The 19,298-nt window shown below is 70.7% G+C and carries 22 protein-coding genes; 5 read left to right on the forward strand and 17 right to left on the reverse strand.

The genetic code is table 11. From position 1 onward, the window contains the following. Positions 1-6: 6 nt before the first annotated feature. Positions 7-501: a nitroreductase/quinone reductase family protein gene (locus tag ACWEMY_RS10285; protein ID WP_452389726.1), complete on the reverse strand. Its 495-nt coding sequence runs from the start codon at positions 499-501 to the stop codon at positions 7-9. A gap of 50 nt (positions 502-551) precedes the next feature. Then, the gene (locus ACWEMY_RS10290; RefSeq protein ID WP_452389727.1) at positions 552-1,280 is read right to left on the reverse strand and encodes an NUDIX hydrolase; all 729 of its coding nucleotides are present in this window, start codon (positions 1,278-1,280) and stop codon (positions 552-554) included. Between the two features lie 78 nt (positions 1,281-1,358). Here ACWEMY_RS10290 and nadA point away from each other — a divergent pair, with 78 nt between their 5' ends. From nadA to nadC, 3 genes are all read left to right on the forward strand, one after another. Further along, positions 1,359-2,393: a quinolinate synthase NadA gene (nadA, locus tag ACWEMY_RS10295; protein WP_375938022.1), complete on the forward strand. Its 1,035-nt coding sequence runs from the start codon at positions 1,359-1,361 to the stop codon at positions 2,391-2,393. A gap of 37 nt (positions 2,394-2,430) precedes the next feature. Continuing rightward, positions 2,431-4,224 (forward strand): L-aspartate oxidase, encoded by a 1,794-nt coding sequence (locus ACWEMY_RS10300; protein ID WP_452389728.1) that lies wholly within the window; start codon positions 2,431-2,433, stop codon positions 4,222-4,224. A gap of 143 nt (positions 4,225-4,367) precedes the next feature. Next, entirely contained in the window at positions 4,368-5,228 is an 861-nt protein-coding gene (gene nadC, locus ACWEMY_RS10305; protein WP_375938016.1) for a carboxylating nicotinate-nucleotide diphosphorylase, read from the forward strand. Between the two features lie 375 nt (positions 5,229-5,603). Here the strand turns inward: nadC and ACWEMY_RS10310 are convergent, their stop codons facing one another. The 7 genes from ACWEMY_RS10310 to bioB all read right to left on the reverse strand — a co-directional run bounded on the left by ACWEMY_RS10310 (position 5,604) and on the right by bioB (position 9,919). Further along, entirely contained in the window at positions 5,604-5,756 is a 153-nt protein-coding gene (locus ACWEMY_RS10310; RefSeq protein ID WP_452389729.1) for a hypothetical protein, read from the reverse strand. An 80-nt stretch (positions 5,757-5,836) separates the two neighbouring features. Continuing rightward, positions 5,837-6,244, reverse strand: a complete 408-nt coding sequence (locus ACWEMY_RS10315) for a DUF7144 family membrane protein (RefSeq protein WP_452389730.1) — start codon at positions 6,242-6,244, stop codon at positions 5,837-5,839. Next, entirely contained in the window at positions 6,241-7,341 is a 1,101-nt protein-coding gene (locus ACWEMY_RS10320) for an AI-2E family transporter (RefSeq protein ID WP_452389731.1), read from the reverse strand. The genes ACWEMY_RS10315 and ACWEMY_RS10320 overlap by 4 nt, the downstream gene beginning before the upstream one ends. 96 nt (positions 7,342-7,437) lie before the next feature. Further along, positions 7,438-7,971, reverse strand: coding sequence for a DUF1353 domain-containing protein (locus ACWEMY_RS10325; protein WP_375938007.1), 534 nt, complete (start codon positions 7,969-7,971; stop codon positions 7,438-7,440). Between the two features lie 60 nt (positions 7,972-8,031). Beyond that, positions 8,032-8,628, reverse strand: a complete 597-nt coding sequence (locus ACWEMY_RS10330) for a DUF2567 domain-containing protein (RefSeq protein ID WP_452389732.1) — start codon at positions 8,626-8,628, stop codon at positions 8,032-8,034. Positions 8,629-8,669: 41 nt separating this feature from the next. Next, positions 8,670-8,879, reverse strand: a complete 210-nt coding sequence (bsaP, locus tag ACWEMY_RS10335) for a biotin synthase auxiliary protein BsaP (RefSeq protein WP_375938003.1) — start codon at positions 8,877-8,879, stop codon at positions 8,670-8,672. A 26-nt stretch (positions 8,880-8,905) separates the two neighbouring features. Next, positions 8,906-9,919, reverse strand: a complete 1,014-nt coding sequence (gene bioB, locus ACWEMY_RS10340; protein WP_452389733.1) for a biotin synthase BioB — start codon at positions 9,917-9,919, stop codon at positions 8,906-8,908. Between the two features lie 148 nt (positions 9,920-10,067). On the opposite strand from bioB, the gene ACWEMY_RS10345 reads away from it, so the two are divergent. Next, positions 10,068-10,652, forward strand: coding sequence for a TetR/AcrR family transcriptional regulator C-terminal domain-containing protein (locus ACWEMY_RS10345; protein ID WP_452389734.1), 585 nt, complete (start codon positions 10,068-10,070; stop codon positions 10,650-10,652). Between the two features lie 2 nt (positions 10,653-10,654). Here ACWEMY_RS10345 and ACWEMY_RS10350 read toward each other — a convergent pair whose 3' ends face one another. After that, on the reverse strand, positions 10,655-11,407 hold the full coding sequence (locus tag ACWEMY_RS10350) for an AraC family transcriptional regulator (protein ID WP_452389735.1): 753 nt from the start codon (positions 11,405-11,407) through the stop codon (positions 10,655-10,657). Positions 11,408-11,469: 62 nt separating this feature from the next. Here ACWEMY_RS10350 and ACWEMY_RS10355 point away from each other — a divergent pair, with 62 nt between their 5' ends. Next, positions 11,470-12,066, forward strand: a complete 597-nt coding sequence (locus tag ACWEMY_RS10355; protein ID WP_452389736.1) for a TIGR03086 family metal-binding protein — start codon at positions 11,470-11,472, stop codon at positions 12,064-12,066. On the opposite strand, the gene ACWEMY_RS10360 is transcribed toward ACWEMY_RS10355, so the two are convergent. The 7 genes from ACWEMY_RS10360 to ACWEMY_RS10390 form a co-directional block, all read right to left on the reverse strand. After that, positions 11,952-13,349: an MFS transporter gene (locus ACWEMY_RS10360; RefSeq protein WP_452389737.1), complete on the reverse strand. Its 1,398-nt coding sequence runs from the start codon at positions 13,347-13,349 to the stop codon at positions 11,952-11,954. The two genes, ACWEMY_RS10355 and ACWEMY_RS10360, sit on opposite strands and share 115 nt — an antisense overlap. A 40-nt stretch (positions 13,350-13,389) precedes the next feature. Next, on the reverse strand, positions 13,390-14,739 hold the full coding sequence (locus tag ACWEMY_RS10365; protein ID WP_375937988.1) for an LLM class flavin-dependent oxidoreductase: 1,350 nt from the start codon (positions 14,737-14,739) through the stop codon (positions 13,390-13,392). Further along, on the reverse strand, positions 14,736-15,497 hold the full coding sequence (locus ACWEMY_RS10370; protein WP_452389738.1) for an ABC transporter ATP-binding protein: 762 nt from the start codon (positions 15,495-15,497) through the stop codon (positions 14,736-14,738). Before ACWEMY_RS10370 ends, ACWEMY_RS10365 begins: the two co-directional genes overlap by 4 nt. Continuing rightward, entirely contained in the window at positions 15,473-16,336 is an 864-nt protein-coding gene (locus tag ACWEMY_RS10375) for an ABC transporter permease (RefSeq protein ID WP_375937983.1), read from the reverse strand. The genes ACWEMY_RS10370 and ACWEMY_RS10375 overlap by 25 nt, the downstream gene beginning before the upstream one ends. Beyond that, on the reverse strand, positions 16,336-17,427 hold the full coding sequence (locus ACWEMY_RS10380) for an ABC transporter substrate-binding protein (RefSeq protein WP_452389739.1): 1,092 nt from the start codon (positions 17,425-17,427) through the stop codon (positions 16,336-16,338). Before ACWEMY_RS10380 ends, ACWEMY_RS10375 begins: the two co-directional genes overlap by 1 nt. A 76-nt stretch (positions 17,428-17,503) precedes the next feature. Next, complete coding sequence (locus tag ACWEMY_RS10385) at positions 17,504-18,643, reverse strand: alpha/beta fold hydrolase (protein WP_452389740.1); 1,140 nt, start codon at positions 18,641-18,643, stop codon at positions 17,504-17,506. A gap of 64 nt (positions 18,644-18,707) precedes the next feature. After that, a complete protein-coding gene (locus tag ACWEMY_RS10390; RefSeq protein ID WP_452389741.1) occupies positions 18,708-19,172 on the reverse strand; it encodes an SRPBCC domain-containing protein in 465 nt (154 codons plus the stop codon). Positions 19,173-19,298 lie beyond the last annotated feature (126 nt).

The following is a 19,298-nucleotide window of genomic DNA, read 5'->3' on the forward strand; positions in this document are numbered from 1 at the left end:
CACCGGTCACGCGTCGCGGCGCAACACCACCAGCGGCAGCGGCTTGTCCACTGTGGCCTGGTACTCGGCCAGCAGGCTGTTGTTCGCCAGCGCCCACGCGGCGAACTCGTCGTAGCGGGCGCCTTCGAGCACCTCGGCGGTGGCCGCGAAGGTCTCACCACCCAGCTCCACGGTCACCTGCGGGTTCGCTTTCGCGTTGTGGACCCAGGCCGGGTACTTCCCCTCGACGAACGAGCTCACATACAGCGTGTCGTCGCGGTACAGCGCGCCGAGCGGAACCAGATGGGAGCGCCCACTTCTCGCGCCGGTCGTGGTGAGCAGCAGCAGGGTCGCGCCGGCGTAGTCGCCGCCGACCGCGCCACCGTTCTCCCGGAACTCGGTGATCACCCCGTCGTTCCAGCCCACCATCTCCTCCGGGGAGTACTCACGGTTCCAGGGCGCGTCGGGATCGTCGTAGGAGATGGTCGAGGCACTGTCCGGCACATTCGATTCGGCATCCATGACAGCAGTGTCGCACCGGGCACCGACAAGTTCGGACCGCGCGAAACCACTCAGCCCGGTGGGCGCAGGGCGGCGAATTCGTCGGTGACGCGCAGGCCGGAATCGGTGAAGCGGTAGCGCGCGGCGGGGCGCCCACCCGCGCGGCCGGAGGGGGCGGTGTCGCCGGTGGGGGTGATCACCCTGCGGCGGGTGAGGACCCGCTGGAGATTGGTCGTGTCCACGTCGTACCCCAGTGCGGCGCAATAGATCTCGCGCAGCACCGACAGCGTGAAGATGTCCGGGGCCAGGGCGTAGGCGATGTTCGTGTACGACAGTTTGGCGGCCAGCCGGGTGCGGGCGTGCTCGACGACGGTGCCGTGATCGAAGGACATGTCCGGCAGCGCCGAGACCGGATGCCAGCGGGTGTCCGGCGGCAGCTCCGGCTCGGTGGTCAGCGGGACCAGGCCGAGATAGGCCGAGGCGATGCGGCGCGGCGCGGGCACCCGGTGCGGATTGCTGAACACCGAGAGCTGCTCGAGATGCGACAGCTCGCGCACGTCGACCTTCTCCGCCAGCTGACGGCGCGCCGAGGTGTCGAGGTCCTCGTCGTCGCGTAACCGACCGCCCGGTAGCGACCAGGTGCCCTTCTGCGGATCCAGTGCCCGCTCCCACAGCAGAACGGCCAGTTCCGGGTGCTTCGACCGACCCGAAACGCTGCTACCTGCGGAAATGTCGGCGGGGAAGCGGCGAACCTGGAACACCGCGGTGAGCGATTCGTGGATGGTGTTACTATGGGGCACGTTTTCGATTATAAGTCGAAAACCTGGTTTGGTGCGAATCGTGGCGACGGAGCCGCTCGCACGAAGAAGGGAGCCATCATGGCGACGACGACTGCACAGCCGCTGATGGGCTCGGTGTTCGACGGACCCACCGGATACGCGGGTGTCGAGGCGACCCCGGAATGGGCGCGCGAAGTGCGCCGCCTGGCGCGCGAGCGCAACGCCACCATCCTCGCGCACAACTACCAGCTGCCCGAGATCCAGGACGTGGCCGACCACGTCGGCGACTCGCTGGCCCTCTCGCGGATCGCGGCCGAGGCCGAAGAGGACACCATCGTGTTCTGCGGCGTGCACTTCATGGCCGAGACCGCCAAGATCCTGAGCCCGGCCAAGACCGTGCTCATCCCCGACGAGCGCGCGGGCTGCTCGCTGGCCGACTCCATCACCGCCGACGAACTGCGCGCCTGGAAGGCCGAGTACCCCGACGCGATGGTGGTCTCCTACGTCAACACCACCGCCGAGGTGAAGGCGCTCACCGACATCTGCTGCACCTCCTCCAACGCCGTGGACGTGGTCGCCTCGATCGACCCCGACCGCGAGGTGCTGTTCCTGCCCGACCAGTTCCTCGGCGCGCACGTCAAGCGCGAGACCAAGCGCGAGAACATGCACATCTGGGCGGGCGAGTGCCACGTGCACGCGGGCATCAACGGTGAGGAGCTCACCGAGCAGGCGCGCACCCACCCCGACGCCGAGCTGTTCGTGCACCCCGAGTGCGGCTGCGCCACCTCGGCGCTGTACCTGGCCGGGGAGGGCTCGTTCCCGGCCGACCGGGTGCACATCCTGTCCACCGGCGGCATGATCGACGCCGCCAAGCAGGCCAAGTCCACCCAGGTGCTCGTCGCCACCGAGATCGGCATGCTGCACCAGCTGCGCAAGGCCGCCCCCGGCATCGACTTCCAGGCCGTCAACGACCGCGCCTCCTGCCCGTACATGAAGATGATCACCCCGGCCGCGCTGCTGCGCTGCCTGGTCGAGGGCGCCGACGAGGTGCACGTCGACCTGGCGATGGCCGAGGCCGGGCGGGCCTCGGTGCAGCGGATGATCGAGATCGGCAACCCCGGCGGTGGGGAGTGACCCCCTCGGCTCCCGCGCGGTCGACGCGGTAACGGCCGTGACGGCGACGGTTCCGGTCTCCTGGGAGGCCGAGGTGGACCTGGTGGTCGTCGGCGGTGGCGTCGCGGGGCTCACGGCCGCGCGCACGGCGTCACTGCGTGGCCTGCGCGTGCTGATCCTCAGCAAGGGCGGGCCCACCGACACCTCCACCCAGTACGCCCAGGGCGGCATCGCGGTGGTCGCGCCGCGGGGCGATTCGGTCGACTCGCATGTGCTCGACACGGTCGAGGCCGGTGCCGGGCTGTGCGAGGTCGACGCGGTGCGTTCCATCGTCGAGGGTGGTCAGGCGGCGGTGGCCGCGCTGACCGACCTGGGCGCGGTGTTCGATCTGGGCCGCGACGGCCAGATCTCGCGCACCCGCGAGGGCGGCCACAGCACCCGCCGGATCATCCACGCCGGCGGTGACGCCACCGGCGCGGAGGTGCAGCGCGCGCTCAACGCGGCCGGGCTGCCGGTGCTCTTCGGCGCCGCGGCGCTGCGCGTGCTCACCGGGCCCGACGGTGTGTGCGGTGTGGTGGCGGTCTCGCCCGACGGTTTCGGTGTGGTCCGCTCCCCCGCGGTGCTGCTGGCGACCGGTGGGCTCGGCCAGCTCTACGCCTCGAGCACCAACCCACCCGGCGCGACCGGCGACGGTGTGGCCCTGGCCCTCTGGGCGGGTGCCGCGGTGGCCGATCTCGAGTTCGTGCAGTTCCATCCGACGGTGCTCTACACGCCGGGCGGGGTGGGCAGGCGACCGCTGATCAGCGAAGCCGTGCGCGGCGAAGGGGCGATTCTCCTCGACGCGCACGGCGATTCGGTGACCGCGGGCGTGCATCCGCGCGGCGATCTCGCACCCCGCGATGTGGTGTCGCGGGCGATCGCGGAACGGATGCGGGCCACCGGCACCGATCACGTCTTCCTCGACGCCCGCCATCTCACGGGTTTCGCCCAGCGGTTCCCGACCATCACCGCCTCCTGCCTGGCGGCGGGCATCGACCCCGCGACCCAGCTGATCCCGGTCGCCCCCGGCGCGCACTACCAGTGCGGCGGCGTCCTGACCGACACCCACGGCCGCACCGGCGTCCCCGGTCTCTACGCCGCGGGCGAGGTCGCCCGGACCGGCCTGCACGGGGCCAACCGGCTGGCCTCCAACAGCCTGCTCGAGGGCCTGGTCGTCGGCGAACGCGCCGGTGCCGCCGCGTCCGAACGCCTCGGCCTGCGCACCGATCTCGGCGACATCGATTCCTGGACAGTGGAATTCGCCGACCGAGGCGTGGTCCAGCGGGCCATGACCGAGCACGCCTCGGTCGTCCGCGACGGCACCGGCCTCACTGCGGCACTCGCCACGATCGACGCCGCCCGCTCGACAGCGTCACCGCTCGACGCCGCCGCGGCGGGATCACCGATCCCAGCCTCGGCGCCGAACCACGGAACCGGTTACCACCCCGAGGATTCCGGCGACGCGCGACCTGCGCCGTTCCCAGTGGACGCTGCCCCGGATTCAGCACGAAGCACGGCAAACGAAACCGCTGACGTACCAGAAGGTTTCGACTCCGCGCGAGTCCTGCGCTGGATCGAGGACGCGGCCCTCACCCTGACCGCCCGCACCCTGCTGATCGCGGCCGCCGACCGAGCGGAAAGCCGTGGCTGCCACACCCGCGCGGAATACCAGGGGCCGGTCGACGGCCGACGCCACAGCACCGCGATCCGGCTGAACGCCGACGGCGAACTCGAGGTGCGGGCCGAGGCGTCGGTGCCTGTCGGCGAAGCACTGCCGGTGCGATCCGGCCCGGCACCGCTGGCCGCACGGTGACACTCCGTGCGCGCGTCGGCTGATCAACCCGAAGTCCCGGGTACCGCGTTCGCGTGGTGCCCGGGCGAGACCACCGGTGGCGCGCACGGCGTCGCCACCGGATCGACCCGGCGCTCCGCGCGCCGGAGAACAGGAGTGCAGTGATGGCACTGGATGCCGCTCTGGACCGTGACGAACTGCTGACGCTGATCCGCGGCGCCCTCGACGAGGACCTGCGCTACGGGCCCGATGTCACCACCGTGGCGACCGTGCCCGCCGACGCGGTGAGCAAGGCGTCGGTGGTCTCGCGCCAGCACGGCACCGTCGCCGGGATCGACGTCGGGCTGCTGGTGCTCGACGAGGTGCTCGGCGCGGACAGCTACGAGATCACCGGCCGGGTCGCCGACGGCACCCGGGTGGAGCCCGGCACCTCGGTGCTGAGCGTCGTCGCGCCCACCCGCGGCCTGCTCACCGCCGAGCGGACCATGCTCAACCTGGTCTGCCACCTGTCCGGCATCGCCACCGCCACCGCGGCCTGGGTCGACGCGGTCGAGGGCACCGGCTGCCGGATCCGCGACAGCCGCAAGACCCTGCCCGGCCTGCGCGCCCTGCAGAAGTACGCGGTCCGCGTGGGTGGCGGCGTGAACCACCGCATGGGCCTTGGTGACGCGGCCCTGATCAAGGACAACCACGTCGTGGCGGCCGGGTCGGTGGTGAACGCCCTGCGCGCGGTGCGCGAACTGGCCCCCGAGATCGACTGCGAGGTGGAGGTCGACAGCCTCGAACAGCTCGACGCCGTCCTCGCCGAGAACGTCGAACTCGTCCTGCTCGACAACTTCCCGCTCTGGCAGACCCAGGCCGCCGTCCAGCGCCGCGACGCCACCGCCCCCGGCACGAAACTCGAGTCCTCCGGTGGCCTGTCCCTCGACCAGGCCGCCGACTACGCGGGCACCGGCGTCGACTACCTCGCCATCGGCGCCCTCACCCACTCCGTCCGCGTCCTGGACCTCGGCCTCGACATGTGATCCCGGGCGCCCCGGCCGAAACCCGGGGCGCCCCATCACCATCGGGCCCACGGACTCCGCTCCCCCGCCGCATGCCACCACCCGGGCGGCGAAGGCCCCACCACCCGCGACGACGGCTGATCAGGATGCAGCCCCAACGCCCACAGCGCACCGGCCCGCACCCGGACCCCGGCCACGCACCCCATCCGCCCGTCCGCGTGCCGCACCCGGAACAGATCGAACCCGATCTCGTCCCAGGAGAACGGCATCCAGTCGATCCCCCGCTCCCGCAGTCAACCCCGCAGCGCGCTCTTCGGCCGCGGTGCCCCGGCGACATTGTCGTACCGCACCACCGAAACCCACTCGTCCCCCGAAGTGTTCATCACCCCAGCGTACCTACTCGTACCTGCGGTTCCGGTGTTTGTCGGAGCGGCGGTAGCGACGCCCGCTCGGGACCGGGGTGGCGGCGTTGGAGCTGCGCAGGGCGTGGCGGTGGCGCCAGGCGGTGAGATCGGGGCGTTCGGTGGGTTGCTGGTCGGTGGTCTGCACGATCGGGTCCTCCCCCGGGAAATGGTGACCGGCCAACAGTAGGGACGGCTGATCGTGGGCGCCACCGGTTTTCCGGCGGGTCAGAAGTGGTAGGGCTCCCAGTTCGACACCGCCCAGACGACGATAACGTCGAGGGCGATCACGATCACCGACCACCACGGGTGGTACGGCAGCGACAGGAAGCTGCCCACGATCGACAGTGCCACCACGCACGTCGTGAGGACGCGCGCCCAGGTGGCGCTGAGGATCAGCCCGACGGCGACGCAGACGCCGGTGAGGCCGAGCGCCAGATCGACCCAGCCCCACGTGACCGGGTCGAACGCGTAGGCATAGTCGGGAACCCGGACGAACAGATCGCCCGCGAGCAGGGCGATCCCGCGCAGGATCGACAGGATGCTCGACACGAGCAGCAACACCACGATCAGCATGGTGATGCCCCCGGCGAACCCCTGCCGGACCGGATGCGGTGCCGAGCGGGCGGGGGTCACGGCGACTCCTTCTCCTCGGCGAGTTCCTTCTTGTTCAGCGGGGCGCCGATCAGTACGTCGGCCCAGCGGGTCGAGGGGTCGATGTCGAGCAGCAGCGCCTTCACCAGCAGGGTCAGCGGGACGGCCAGGATCGCGCCGAGACCGCCGAGCACCCAGGTCCAGAAGACCAGGGACAGGAAGGTCAGCGTGACGCTCAATCCCACGGCGTCGCCGACGAATTTGGGCTGGATGATCGACTGGATCACGAAGTTGATCACCGAGTACACCACGATCACCCACACCATCAGCACCGGCCCGCTGTCGAGCAGGGCCAGCAGCGCGGGCGGGATGACACCGATGACGAACCCGACATTGGGAATGTAGTTGGTGATGAACGACAGCAGCGCCCACAGCAGCGGCAGCGGCACCCCCATCAGCCACAGCGCCCCACCGTCGAGCACCGCGACGATCGCGCCGAACACCGTCGAGACCACCAGGTATTTGCGGGTGCCGTAGGCGAATTCGCCCAGCGCGTGCGCGATGGCGGGCCGCTGCCGCGCCACCACGCCCATGCGCTGGCGGATGCTCATCCCGTCCACCGCCATGAACAGCAGCAGCGCGACGACGAAGAACAGATTCGAGAACACCCCGATCGCGCCGCCGAGCAGGTCGTCGATCAGGCCGACGAGTTTGCTCATGTCGATGTTGTGCAGGGCCTTCTGGATCTGTTCGGTACTCACCCCCAGATCGGCGAGCAGATCGCGCGCGTAGTCGAGCAGATCGTTGAGTTTCGCGGTGTATTCGGGCAGTTGCGAGGCCAGCTGATACGCCGACAGCGCCAGCGCCCCGACCAGCCCGATCAGGATGAACAGCACCGCGCCCAGCGCGCACAGCATGCCCAGCCAGGCGGGCCAACCGCGTTTGCGCGCCCACTCCTGCACCGGCTGCACCGCGATGGTGAGCATGAGGGCCAGGAAGGTCGGGCCGATCACCCCGGAGAACGCCTTCATACCGCCGATGGCCACCACGCTCGCCGCCACCGCCAGCAGGACGATCAGCCCGCGTGGGATCGACCATTCCGGTGTCGCGGGTTCGGAAGCCCGCTCGGGCAGACGCATCGGGGCCTCCTGGCGGTGGGCGGACCACTGTCGTTCCCGACGCTAGAGCGCCCACCGGCCGCGGGCATCGCCCGTTCCGGGTGAATCACACGGGCCCTAGGCGGTCTTCATCTGCGGGGCCGGCGGCGGCACGGTGGTGCGCCTGGCGAGCCTGCTCGCCGCCCAGAAGGCCAGTTCGACCAGCCAGAACAGCAGCAGGAAGGTGGTCACCACGGTGACCGGCAGGGCCAGGAACACCAGCGAGGGCACCGCGATCAGCAACCAGCGCAGCACATCACCCACCGTGGCGCCGCGCAGATGTGAACCCAGCCGCACCGCCGCCCACATCATCCAGCGCCGCGGCACCGAGATCCGGAACTCGCGCAGGCAGCGCCGGAAGATGCCGTCGGCGTCGGCCCGGCTCACTTCCGCGCCGCGGCACAGATAGTCGTGCAGGATCGCCGCGCGGGTGTAGGCGCCGTAGCGCGGGATCAACCAGACCAGCGGGCGCGGCACCGACGCGAAGTCGGTGCGGAATCCGGCGGGCACGGTGAAGGTTTCGACCGCCCCCTGATACGTGAGCGGTTCGGTGAGCCGCCAGAATTTCGCGTCCAGCTCTTCGACGACCGGGCCGCCACCGATGAATCCCATGACCGCTCCTCCCGAGCCGCCCACCTGCGAATACTCGCGATGGTAGCGATCGGGAGGGGCTCAGGCCCGGGGTTGCGGACTCGCGTCGAAATCGCCGCTCGGCCGATATTCCCGGGCCGCGTCGTGCACCGGATAGTCGTCGAATTCGGCCGGTCGCAGGTCACCGAGCAGGCCCGCGGTGCCCGAACCGAGATCGGTGCGCGGATGCAGCGCGGCCAGGAACAGCAGCACCAGCGCGGCCAGCAGCGGCTGCACGAGCAACACCAGATCGGTACCCACCTCGGCGGGCAGCGCCACGATCTGCCCGATCGCGGGATCGTCGGGACGCGGATGCCGCACCTGCGCCACCCACTCCCCGACCCACATCATCACGGCCGCACCGAGTCCCGAGGCCGCCAGCAGCCCGACGACCAGCGCGGGCCCGCGCGCACCGCGCACCCGCCAGGCCGCGGCCACACTCAGCACCGCGACCACCGCGCCCAGACACAGGAATATCGCGACCCCGTCGAACAGATGCAGGCTCTCGCCGGTGAGGGGCACCCCCTTCTCCGGCGTGGTCACCCGCAGCCGCTGGGTCGGCGCGAGCACACCCCAGACGATCCCGGCCACCACACCGGCCACGAGGACGAGGCCGGCCACGAGACCGACCCCGATCACCTCGCGCCGCAACACCTCCGGACGCGGCCGCGCGCCGAGCACTAGCGGCGTTCCAGCTGCGCCGACTCGATGACCCCGTGCCGGGAGCACTTGGCCCACCAGCCGTCGGGGCTCACCTGCACGATCATCCGGCGCCCGCACTGCTCGCAGAACCGGGGCGGTTCGAGCCCGAGTGCGGCGGCGGTGGGCATCGCGTCGTCGAGACCGGGCACTATCCGCTTGCCGGTGAACGGGTTGTAGCGCTCGTCCATGTCTGTCACCCTACTGTGCCGTCGTGTCAGAGGGTGTCGTTGAAGGCCTTGATCGGCATTTTCAGCTCGCCGAGCAGGTCGAGGTCCGACTCGGCCGGACGGCCCAGCGTGGTCAGGTAGTTGCCGACGATGACGGCGTTGATACCGCCGAGCATGCCCTGCTTGGCACCGAGATCGCCGAGGGTGATCTCGCGGCCACCGGCGAAGCGCAGGATGGTGCGCGGCAGCGCGAGGCGGAAGGCGGCGATGGCACGCAGCGCGTCGGCCGCGGGCAGCACCTCGAGGTCACCGAAGGGGGTGCCGGGGCGCGGGTTGAGGAAGTTCAGCGGCACCTCGTCGGGCTCGAGCGAGGCCAGCTGCGCGGCGAATTCGGCACGCTGCTCGATGGTCTCGCCCATGCCGAGGATGCCACCACAGCACACCTCCATGCCCGCCTCGCGCACCATGCGCAGGGTGTCCCAGCGCTCCTCGTAGGTGTGGGTGGTGACGACCTTCGGGAAGTGCGACTTGGCGGTCTCGAGGTTGTGGTTGTAGCGGTGCACGCCCATGGCGGCGAGCTGGTCGACCTGCTCCTGGTCGAGCATGCCCAGCGAGCAGGCGACCTGGATGTCGACCTCGTTGCGGATGGCCTCGACACCGGCGGCGACCTGGGCCATCAGGCGCGCGTCCGGACCGCGCACGGCGGCCACGATGCAGAACTCGGTGGCGCCGGTCTTGGCGGTCTGCTTGGCCGCCTCGACCAGGCTGGGGATGTCGAGCCAGGCCGCGCGCACCGGCGACTGGAACAGGCCCGACTGCGAGCAGAAGTGGCAGTCCTCGGGGCAGCCGCCGGTCTTGAGGCTGATGATGCCCTCGACCTCGACCTCCGGGCCGCACCACTTCATCCGCACTTCGTGGGCGAGCTCGAGCAGCGCTTCCAGGCGGTCGTCACCCAGGCGCAGCACCTCGACGGTCTGCTCCTCGGTGAGGCCCTCGCCGCGCTCGAGCACCTGCTCACGGGCGATGGCCAGAATGTCGGTCTGGACGGGTGCCTGCGTCACGACGTGTTGTCCCTTCGTCGGGGTTCGCGCGGCGCGAGGGGTGTGATCCACCCGGCGTGGCCGCACAACTTGAACGGTGTTCAGGATAGGGTAGCGGCTGGGAGTGAGCCATCACACCCGGGTCGGCGAATCGGACGGAAGGACGCGCGTGCAACTGCGGAAGACGGATGTGGTCGATGCCGCCGTCGAGATCCTGGACCAGTACGGCCTGGCCGACCTGACCATGCGCAGGCTGGCGGGCTCGCTGCAGGTGCAGCCCGGCGCGCTGTACTGGCACGTCAAGGACAAGCAGAGCCTGCTCGGCGCGGTCGCCGACCGGATCCTGGCCCCCATGGACGACCCGGTCGCGGCCGTCGAATGGCAGGGCCAGGTCACCGAACTGGCCCACCGTCTGCGTGACTGCCTGCTCGCCTACCGTGACGGCGCCGAACTGGTCTCGGCCACCTACGCCTCGCGCCTGACCACCAGCAAGGCCCGCGAACGCCTGGCGGGCATCGTCATCCGGGCCGGAATGACCAGGGAGGAAGCCGAACTCACGGCCTACACCCTGCTCTACTACGTCCTCGGCCAAACCGTCGACGAACAGTCCCGCATGCAGATGGACTCCGCGGGCGCCCTCCCCGACGACTCCTCCCCACTGCTCGACACCCCCGACGCCACCGCCCGCTTCGACTTCGGCCTACAACTGTTCCTCGCCGGCGTCCGCAGCATCCTCGGCGCCCGCATCCGCTGACCTCACCCCGGCCCGTAGCGCTGGGCGTAGCCGGTCGGTGGTTCGCCGAAGATCCGGCGGAAATCGCGGCTGAGATGGGCCTGATCGGCATAGCCGAGTTCGACGGCCAGGCAGGCCCAGTCGATCTCGCCCCCGGCGGCGAGCCGCTCGGTGATCTCGTGCAGGCGATAGCGGCGGATCACCCATTTCGGCCCGATCCCGACATGGTCGGCGAAGAGCCGCTGCACCCGCCGCACCCCGATCCCGAACCGCCCGGCCAGGGTGTCCACCCTTGTCACCGCGGCATCGGTGGCGATGGTCCTCACCATGTCCGCCGTGAGCTCGGCGAGCGGATCGGGTGCCGGCAGCCGGGCGAGCAGGAAGCGCTCGACCGTGGCGGCGTCCGCGACCATCGGCAGTCCGGACCCGAAAACCGTGGTGGCGTCGACCGTTCGATCACGCAGGCTCGCCACCGGCGCGCCGAGGAACACCCCGAACATGCCGGGCCGGAACGCGACACCGAAGACCGATCCCGCACCGGACAAGTCACGATGGACGTGGGCGGAGCAGGGTCCGTGCAGTTCGGCGTGATCGTGGTGGAAGGTCAGATGGACCTGCGGCAGCGGCACCACCAACTGCCGGTAGGGCCGGTCGTATTCCCACGACACCGCCCAGTACCGGTCGACATAGGGTGCCAGCGCACTCGACGGCGCGCGGAAGCTGTGGCGTTGCGCGGACTGCCACGCACCGCCGAGTTCCCGCGGATCGCGCGCCATGCGGCGAGTGTATGTCGCGTTCGTTCAAGACAGCGGCCACGCGGTGGTGGTTGGCTCGAAGCATGTCCGACACCGAACGCATCGCCCAGGCCGCGGCCCCCTGGCCCGCGCTGCTGCGCGCCATCACCCCTGCTCAGCTCACCGCGCCGACCCCCTGCGCCGACTTCGATGTCCGCGGCCTCATCGACCACCTGCTGTTCTGGGGTCCGTCGCTGATCGGGGCCGCGCGCAAGGAGATGGTGGCCCCGCCGGACGACGGGCCCGGCGGCGACCGCACCGACGGGATCGCCGCCTTGGAAGCCCATCTCGACGCGCTCACCGACGCGTGGCGTGACCCGGCCGCCTGGCGGGGCCTCACCGTCATGGGCGGTCCCATGGAACTGCCCGCCCCACTGGTCGGTGGCATGGTCGCCGGCGAACTGATCGTCCACGGCTGGGATCTCGCCCGCGCCGTCGACGTCACCGTCGACTGGAACCAAGACCTCCTCGCCTACGCCCTCGCCGAGACCACCGCCACCGCCCGGCAGGGTCGCGAGATGGGGATCTACGGCCCCGAGGTCGCCGTCGACCCCGCCGCACCACTACTCGACCGGCTGCTCGCACTCACCGGCCGTGACCCGGCGTGGACCGCGTCACCGCTGGTCGGCGACGTTTCCTGAACAGCCGGACCGCGGTCGACGACACTCGCACCACGCTCGGCCTGCCCGGCGCCCGTCTCGACCACCGAGACCGAGGCCGTCACCCGCCCCGGGAACCAGCGGTACATCGCCGCCGCGCCACCGAGTCCCGCGACCGCGAGGGTGCCCGCGGCCGCGCCGAGCACCGTCACCGCGCTGATCGCGCCGACCGCGATCGGCCCGGCGAACATGCCGATGTCGTGGGTGAGCCGCCAGGCGCCGAGGAATTCGGCGCGTTGTTCGGGCGGGGCGACATCGGCGCCGACGGTCATGATCACGCCGTTGCTCAGCCCGTTGGCGAAGCCGAGCAGCACCGCGACCGCGGTCAGTCCGGCCACCGACCCGGCGAAGGGCAGCACCGCGTACCCGACGGCGAAGCCGATCATGGCGGGCACGCCGATGGCGCGGCGGCCGTAGCGGTCCAGCAGGATGCCCGAGGGGTAGGACATGAGCACGTCGACCGCGCCCGCGATACCGAACACCAGACTGGTGGTGGCCGCGTCCGCCCCGATGTGCACCGCCCACAGCGGCAGCAGCGACTGCCGGGCCGCCCGCGCCGCGCCCATCAGCAGCGCACCGAGCCCGAGCGTGCCGAGCAGCCTGCGGTGCTGCACCACCACCGACCGGATCGTGTGATCGCTGACCACCGCGGGCGCGCCTTCGGGTTCCGGCATGGCGAACACCATGATGCCGCCGATGACGGTGGCCACGAACTGGATCCACAGCCCGCCGACCGGCCCGAGCCAGTGCACGGCGCCCGCGCCGAGGAACGGCCCGGCGAAGAACCCGAACCGCATCCACCCGGCCAGCGCCGAGAACGCCCGTCCCCGGTCCGCACCGGGCACCATGGTCACGACATAGGTCTGCCGGGCCAGCCCCCACACCGCCCCCGCGGCACCGTTGACCAGCAGACCCAGCGCGAACACCGCGATGTTCGGCGCGAGGATGGCGATCAGCAGCCCGACCGCGCAGGCGAGCGAGCCGAGCGCGATGGCGCGGCGCTCCCCCGTCCGCGCCACCAGCCACCCGGCGGGCAGGTCGCCCAGGATGAGCCCGAAGCCCATCATGGCCACGACCACGCCCGCCGTCCCCACCGACGCGCCCAGTTCCAGCGCGTGCAGCGGCAGCATGGGAGCCGCCGCGCCGGAACCGATCCCGTACACCGCCGACGGCACGAACACCGCCAGCGCCATCGACCGCAGCCGCGTGCGCGGCGCGCCCGTCACCTGCTCACCGGCCGATTCCGAATGTCCCGTCAGCGTCACCGTGCGGTCCCGCCGACAGCGAGATCCGCTCGGCAGGCCCTCATCCCGCGAGCGCGGCGGAGCGGGCGAACCGGCTCTGCGGACGGGCCAGCCCGAAGTGATCGCGCAGCGTGGTCCCGCTGTACTCGGTCCGGAACAGCCCGCGCTCCTGCAGGATCGGCACCACCGTCTCGGCGAAGATCTCCAGCCCACCGGGGTAGTACGGCGGCATCACATTGAAACCGTCGGCCGCGCCCTGGGTGAACCACTCCTCGATCGTGTCGGCGACCTGCTCGGGCGTCCCGGCGAACACCCGGTGCCCGCGCGCGCCCGCCAGCCGGTGCAGCAGCCCGCGCAGGGTCGGCCGCTCCCGTTCGACGATCCCGGCCACCACCTGCAGGCGGCTGCGCGCGTTGTCGGTGACATCGCCCGCCCCCGCGAAGGTCTCCACGGGCACCGGCTCGTCGAGCGCCAGCGAACGCAGCGACGTGCCGGTGATGGATTCCAGCTGCTTGAGCCCGTATTCGGGCACGGTCAGCTCGTTGAACTCCCGCTCTAGCCGCAGCGCCGCCTCCTCGGTGTCGGCGATGAACGGGCTGATCCCCGGCAGGATCTTCACCTCGTCGGCGGTGCGCCCGTACTCGGCGGCCTTGCCCTTGATGTCGGCGTAGAAGGCCTGCGCGTCCGAGAGCCGCTGATGCGCGGTGAAGATGGCCTCGGCGTACTTGCCCGCGAAAGCGCGCCCCTCGTTGGAGGCACCGGCCTGGACCAGCACCGGATGTCCCTGCGGTGTGCGGGCAGCATTGAACGGCCCGCGCACCCGCAGGTGTTCGCCGACGAAGTCGATCGGGTGGATCTTGTCCGGATCGGCGTAGACGCCCGCCTCCCGGTCGAGCAGGATCGCGTCGTCCTCCCAGCTGTCCCACAGCGCCACCACCGCATCCACGAATTCCCGTGCGCGGGCGTAGCGTTCGGCGTGATCGGGATGCCGGTCGAGCCCGAAGTTGGCCGCCGCCAGATCGGTGCCGGTGGTGACGATGTTCCAGCCCGCCCGGCCACCGGAGATGTGGTCGAGCGAGGAGAACAGCCGGGCCAGGTTGTAGGGCTCGTAGTAGGTGGTCGACGCCGTGGCGATCAGGCCCAGATGCGTTGTCGCCGCGGCGATCGCGGTGAGCAACGTGATCGGTTCCAGCCCGGGCGCCGCGTTGTGGCGCACATCGGTGCGCAGGGCGGGACCGTCGGCGAAGAACACCGCGTCCAGCTTCGCCGCCTCGGCGGTACGCCCGATCTCCTGGTAGTAGGACACGTCGTAGATCCGGTCCGGCCTGCTGTCGGGGTGGCGCCAGGCCGCCTCGTGATGACCGGACGGATAGATGAACGCGTTGAGACTCAGCTGCCGGGGCGCACTCATGATGCCTGCTTCACTTTCTCGAATTCGGTGGTGTCGACGCCGAGGCCGGCGAGCAGGACCTCGCGCAACCGGACGAACTCCGGATGCGCGTGCCTGCGCGGGCGCGGGGTGTCGATGCGCTGGTCGATCGCGATGCGGCCCTCGTCGAGGACCAGCACCCGGTCGGCGAGCAGAACGGCTTCGTCCACGTCGTGGGTCACCAGCAGGACCGCGGGCCGGTGCGCCGCGCACAGCGCCTGCAACAGCGCGTGCATCCGGATGCGGGTCAGCGCGTCCAGGGCGCCGAAGGGTTCATCGGCCAGCAGCAGTTCCGGTTCCCGCACCAGCGAGCGCGCCAACGCCACCCGCTGCTGTTCGCCACCGGAAAGCTCACGCGGCCAAGCGTTCTCGCGTCCGGCCAGGCCGACCTCGGCCAGTGCCGACCGGCCGCGTTCCTTCGCGTCCCGGCCGCTCAGCCCGAGCACGACATTGTCGAGCACCCGCGACCACGGCAGCAACCGCGAATCCTGGAACACCGCCGCCCGCTGGGTGGGCACGCTCAGCTCGCCCGAGCCCGGCACCTCGGCGTCGAGCTCGGCCAGCGCGCGCAGCAGCGTGCTCTTGCCCGAACCGCTGCGGCCCAGCAGGGCCACGAACTCCCCGCGCCGGATCTCCAGGTCGATCCCGTCGAGCACGACCCGCGTCCCGAAACCCCTGGTCAGCGCGCGGGTGCGCACCACCACGCGTTCCTGGCTCAGTCGCCCAGTGTCTGTCGCCATGCCAGTACCTTCCGTTCCGTGGCCCGCACGGCGAGATCGCCGAAGAGTCCGAGAAGTCCGTAGATCACCAGGCCGACCACGATCACGTCGATCTGCCCGTAGGTGCGCGCCTGCGTCATCAGGTAGCCGATGCCGCTGGTCGCGTTGACCTGCTCCACCACCACCAGCGCCAGCCAGGAGATGGTCACCGCCAGCCGCAGCCCGAGGAAGAAACCCGGCAGCGCCCCCGGCAGCGCGATGCGCCGCACGAAACCCCACCGCGACAGCCCCACCGTCTCGGCCAGCTCCACATACCGCGCGTCCACACTGCGCAGGTAGGCGTGGGTGTTGATGTAGACCGGGATGAGCACACTGGTCGTGATGACGATCAGCTTCATCTCCTCCCCGATGCCGAACCACACGATGAACAGCGGGATCAGCGCCAGCGTCGGAATCGCGCGTTTGATCTGTACCGGCCCGTCGACGACCGCCTCACCGAGGCGGCTGAGCCCGGCCACCAGGGCCAGCACCACACCGATCAGCACGCCGAGCCCGAGCCCGATCACCGCGCGTTGCAGCGAGGTCAGCAGGTTGGACTGCAGCCTGCCGTCGGCGAGGAGATCACCGGCGGTCTGCGCGACCGTCCACGGCGCGGGCAGCGTCTCCGGGTCGATACCCCCGACCGCCGAGCCGACGACCCAGACCCCGATCAACAGGGCCGGACCCAGCGCGAACCCGAACGGAATCGGCCGTCCCGGGCCCAGCCTGCGCTTGCCCCGGCCGCGCGGCGCGAGCGCCTCGGCCGGTGCCTGCGTGGTGCCCCTGATCCGGCGCAGTACACCGGCGTCGAGCGTGGCCATCAGCTCGCCGCCGGACTGAACGCGGCGCCCGCGGCGGTCACGGCCTCGGTGATCACGGCATCGAAGCGCAGGTCGAAGCCGTCGGTGGCCCGGATCTTCTTGGGCAGCTCACCCGCGGCGTCGATGGCGTCGATGGTCGTCTGCTGCCGGGCGACCAGCGCCTGGTCCAGGTGCGGGAAGGTGTAGGTGCCCAGCGACTCGACGATACGCGCGGCGTCGTCGGCGCTGACCTTCTGGCTCTCCACGTAGTAGCGGGTCGCCCATTCCGCGCGGTGGGTGTTGGTCCAGTGCCAGGCCCGCACGAACGCGCCGACCAGCGCGCGGGTCGCCGCGGCCTTGGCCGGGTCGGTCACCACGGCCCGGCGCGCGTAGACATAGGCCAGACCGGCGTAGATGCCCGCGGTCTCCGAATCGGCGAGCACCGAGGTGCCCTGGGTGCGCAGCAGCCGGGTCACGTTCGGCTCGATGAGCGGGGCGACGTCGACCTGACCGGTGCGCACGGCGTCGAGGAACTCGGCCAGCTGCAGCCGGACCAGCTGCACGTCACCGGTACTCAGTCCGGCCTTGGTGAGCGCCTTGAGCACGGCCGCCTGCTGGGCGGTGCCCTCGGCGTAGGCGATCTTCCTGCCCTTCAGATCCGTGAGCTTGGTGATCGAACGTCCCGGCGCCACAGCGAGTTTCAGCGCCTGCGGGTTGGTCTGGTACGAACCGACGATCGGCACGTCCTGACCGGCGGCCAAGGCGTGGATGGGCGGCACGTCACCGACCTGGCCGACATCGGCCGCCCCCGCCCGGAAGGCTTCGAGGATCGCGGGCCCCCCGACGAAGTTCGCGAACTCGATCTTGAACGGCAGCTTGTCCAGTTCACCGGAGAGCCGCAGCGCGGTCTGCAGACGCTCCTGCTGGTCGGCGACCACCAGCGTGGTCCCCGGCGGGACCTCGGTCGGCAGGGGCGCGTCCGGGGTGCCGACCGGCGTCTCGCTGCCGCCCGAGCACCCGCTCAGGCCGAGGGTCGCGATGGTTGCCACCGCGAGAAACGCGGCGGTGGCGCGGCCACGCAGGCCGGGCAAGAAATGATTCGGTCGGTGCATAGCTCGGATTGAAGCAATTACGGTGGTGAGCTAATACCTTTAGCCTTAGCGTGATTCGAACCGCGCGAACACCCCGTCATGGTGTGTTCGCCCGCTGGTAGCGCTGCACGAACGGCAGCACCTGCGATTCGATGACCGCGTTGTATTCCGCGGGCCGCTGGCGCGGATCGGCGTGCTCGATCTGCCGGGGCCGCACCACCAGCAGCGTGCCGTCGACGCCACCGGAGAGCTCGATCAGCACCCGATGCGAGTACTCCACATCCACGACCTGGTCGCGGTCGCCGTCGCGCGGCCGGATGAACACGATGGCCGGGCGCTGCTTGTCCGGATACTCTTTGGCCAGCGCCCGCAGATCCCCCGCCGCACCACCGGCGACGATCGCCAGGAACTGCGCCTCGATCAATCCGTTGCTGGCCGCGTCACGCGAGAAGATCTTGTCGCGCAACACTTCCCCGAACACCCCGCGCAGCTCACCGAGATCGATCTCCGGGAACGCGCCCCGCTCCCGCCGCAGGAAACGGTCCTGCCGCGCGGTCGTCTCCACGGCCATGCGCAGCAGCCTGCTCTCCCTGGCTCCGGGCAACCAGCCCATGAACCGGACCAGGTCGGTGCCGCGGCCCCGGCTCTGCGGCCGCACCGCGTCCAGGTCCACCGGCGTGCAGTCCAGCAGCACCGACACCAGCCTGCGGTCGCTGCCCAGATGGATGTGCCGGGCTACCTCGAGCGCGATCACCCCGCCCATGCTGTGCCCGACCAGCACGATGTCGCGCACGCCCGCGCGCTGGGTGGCGCCCACGATCATGTCGGCGATCACCTTGGTGTCGATACCGGCGTTGTCGTAACGCACCCCCCACACCACGCCCAGGTTCCGCAGCGAGGGCAGCGCGGCCGCGGTCGGCGCCGCGTTCAGCCCGCCCAGACCGACCAGATCGATGACGGCGGTATCCCAGCCGTCCTCGTGCAGCGGCGGCGCGACGGGCAGCAGCGCCGGGGTGGTGTGCGCGAGCCGCTCCCGTTCGGGGGCGATGTCGTAGCGCCAGTACTGGCCGAACAGTGCCAGCACCGCCACCGCGACCAGCGCGCACCGCAACACCGCCAGCCGGACCCACCGCCACGAGCGCCACCCGTGACCGAGCCGGGTTTCGCGCAGCCGCGCCCGCCGTCGCGCATCGTCATAGTCCGCGACGGTGGACGGGTGTCGAGCCGGCGACGACATCCCTCCACTGTAGGGACGCCTCTTTACGGGTAGCCGACGTCGAAAATGGCGGTCGCGCTACGGATCAGTCGACCGTGCCGCGCTCGGCCAGCGCGACGAGCTTGCGCAGCGCCATCTGCCAGCCCAGTTCGTTGTCGGCCGGGCTCAGCCCGTGCGGCACGTCCTCGTGCAGGATGTCGAGGCGGGTGCCGCCGTCCTCGTCGGTCAGGGTGAAGGTGACGGTCTGCGCGCCGGTCATCTCCGGCTTCTCGGTGACGAACTCGAGCACCTCGACCACCTGCTCGTCCGGCGTCAACTGCCGGAACGTGCCGAAATAGGCGTCGTGCTGCGGAACGATCCCCGCATCGGTGACCTCGTCGTAGATCAGGGTGATCGAGAACGACCCGCCCACCTCGGCCTCGAACCGATGCACCTCACTGGCCATGCCGTCGGGCACCATCCACATCCGCACCGCGTCCCCGTCGAGCAGCAGCCGGTAGACCTCCGCGCGGGACGCGTTGATGTGGGTGCCGATCTTCGTCGTCGCCATAGCTCCACGGTAGCCGACGGGCAAACGCAAAAAGGCCCCCAGCGCAATGCTGGGGGCCTTTCGCAATGATGTTCCGGCGGTGTCCTACTCTCCCACACCCTGTCGAGTGCAGTACCATCGGCGCAG

The organism is Nocardia sp. NPDC004415 (genome assembly GCF_053602435.1).

Excerpts from the sequence above, each read along its gene's own strand:
- ACWEMY_RS10350 (WP_452389735.1), bottom strand. The coding sequence starts at position 11,407 with ATGGCGCGCGATCCGCGGGAACTCGGCGGTGCGTGGCAGTCCGCGCAA.
- nadA (WP_375938022.1), top strand. The coding sequence starts at position 1,359 with ATGGCGACGACGACTGCACAGCCGCTGATGGGCTCGGTGTTCGACGGA.
- nadC (WP_375938016.1), top strand. The coding sequence starts at position 4,368 with ATGGCACTGGATGCCGCTCTGGACCGTGACGAACTGCTGACGCTGATC.
- ACWEMY_RS10380 (WP_452389739.1), bottom strand. The coding sequence starts at position 17,427 with ATGCACCGACCGAATCATTTCTTGCCCGGCCTGCGTGGCCGCGCCACC.
- ACWEMY_RS10285 (WP_452389726.1), bottom strand. The coding sequence starts at position 501 with ATGGATGCCGAATCGAATGTGCCGGACAGTGCCTCGACCATCTCCTAC.
- ACWEMY_RS10385 (WP_452389740.1), bottom strand. The coding sequence starts at position 18,643 with ATGTCGTCGCCGGCTCGACACCCGTCCACCGTCGCGGACTATGACGAT.
- ACWEMY_RS10390 (WP_452389741.1), bottom strand. The coding sequence starts at position 19,172 with ATGGCGACGACGAAGATCGGCACCCACATCAACGCGTCCCGCGCGGAG.
- ACWEMY_RS10325 (WP_375938007.1), bottom strand. The coding sequence starts at position 7,971 with ATGGGATTCATCGGTGGCGGCCCGGTCGTCGAAGAGCTGGACGCGAAA.
- ACWEMY_RS10375 (WP_375937983.1), bottom strand. The coding sequence starts at position 16,336 with ATGGCCACGCTCGACGCCGGTGTACTGCGCCGGATCAGGGGCACCACG.
- ACWEMY_RS10320 (WP_452389731.1), bottom strand. The coding sequence starts at position 7,341 with ATGCGTCTGCCCGAGCGGGCTTCCGAACCCGCGACACCGGAATGGTCG.
- bsaP (WP_375938003.1), bottom strand. The coding sequence starts at position 8,879 with ATGGACGAGCGCTACAACCCGTTCACCGGCAAGCGGATAGTGCCCGGT.
- ACWEMY_RS10355 (WP_452389736.1), top strand. The coding sequence starts at position 11,470 with ATGTCCGACACCGAACGCATCGCCCAGGCCGCGGCCCCCTGGCCCGCG.
- ACWEMY_RS10365 (WP_375937988.1), bottom strand. The coding sequence starts at position 14,739 with ATGAGTGCGCCCCGGCAGCTGAGTCTCAACGCGTTCATCTATCCGTCC.
- ACWEMY_RS10370 (WP_452389738.1), bottom strand. The coding sequence starts at position 15,497 with ATGGCGACAGACACTGGGCGACTGAGCCAGGAACGCGTGGTGGTGCGC.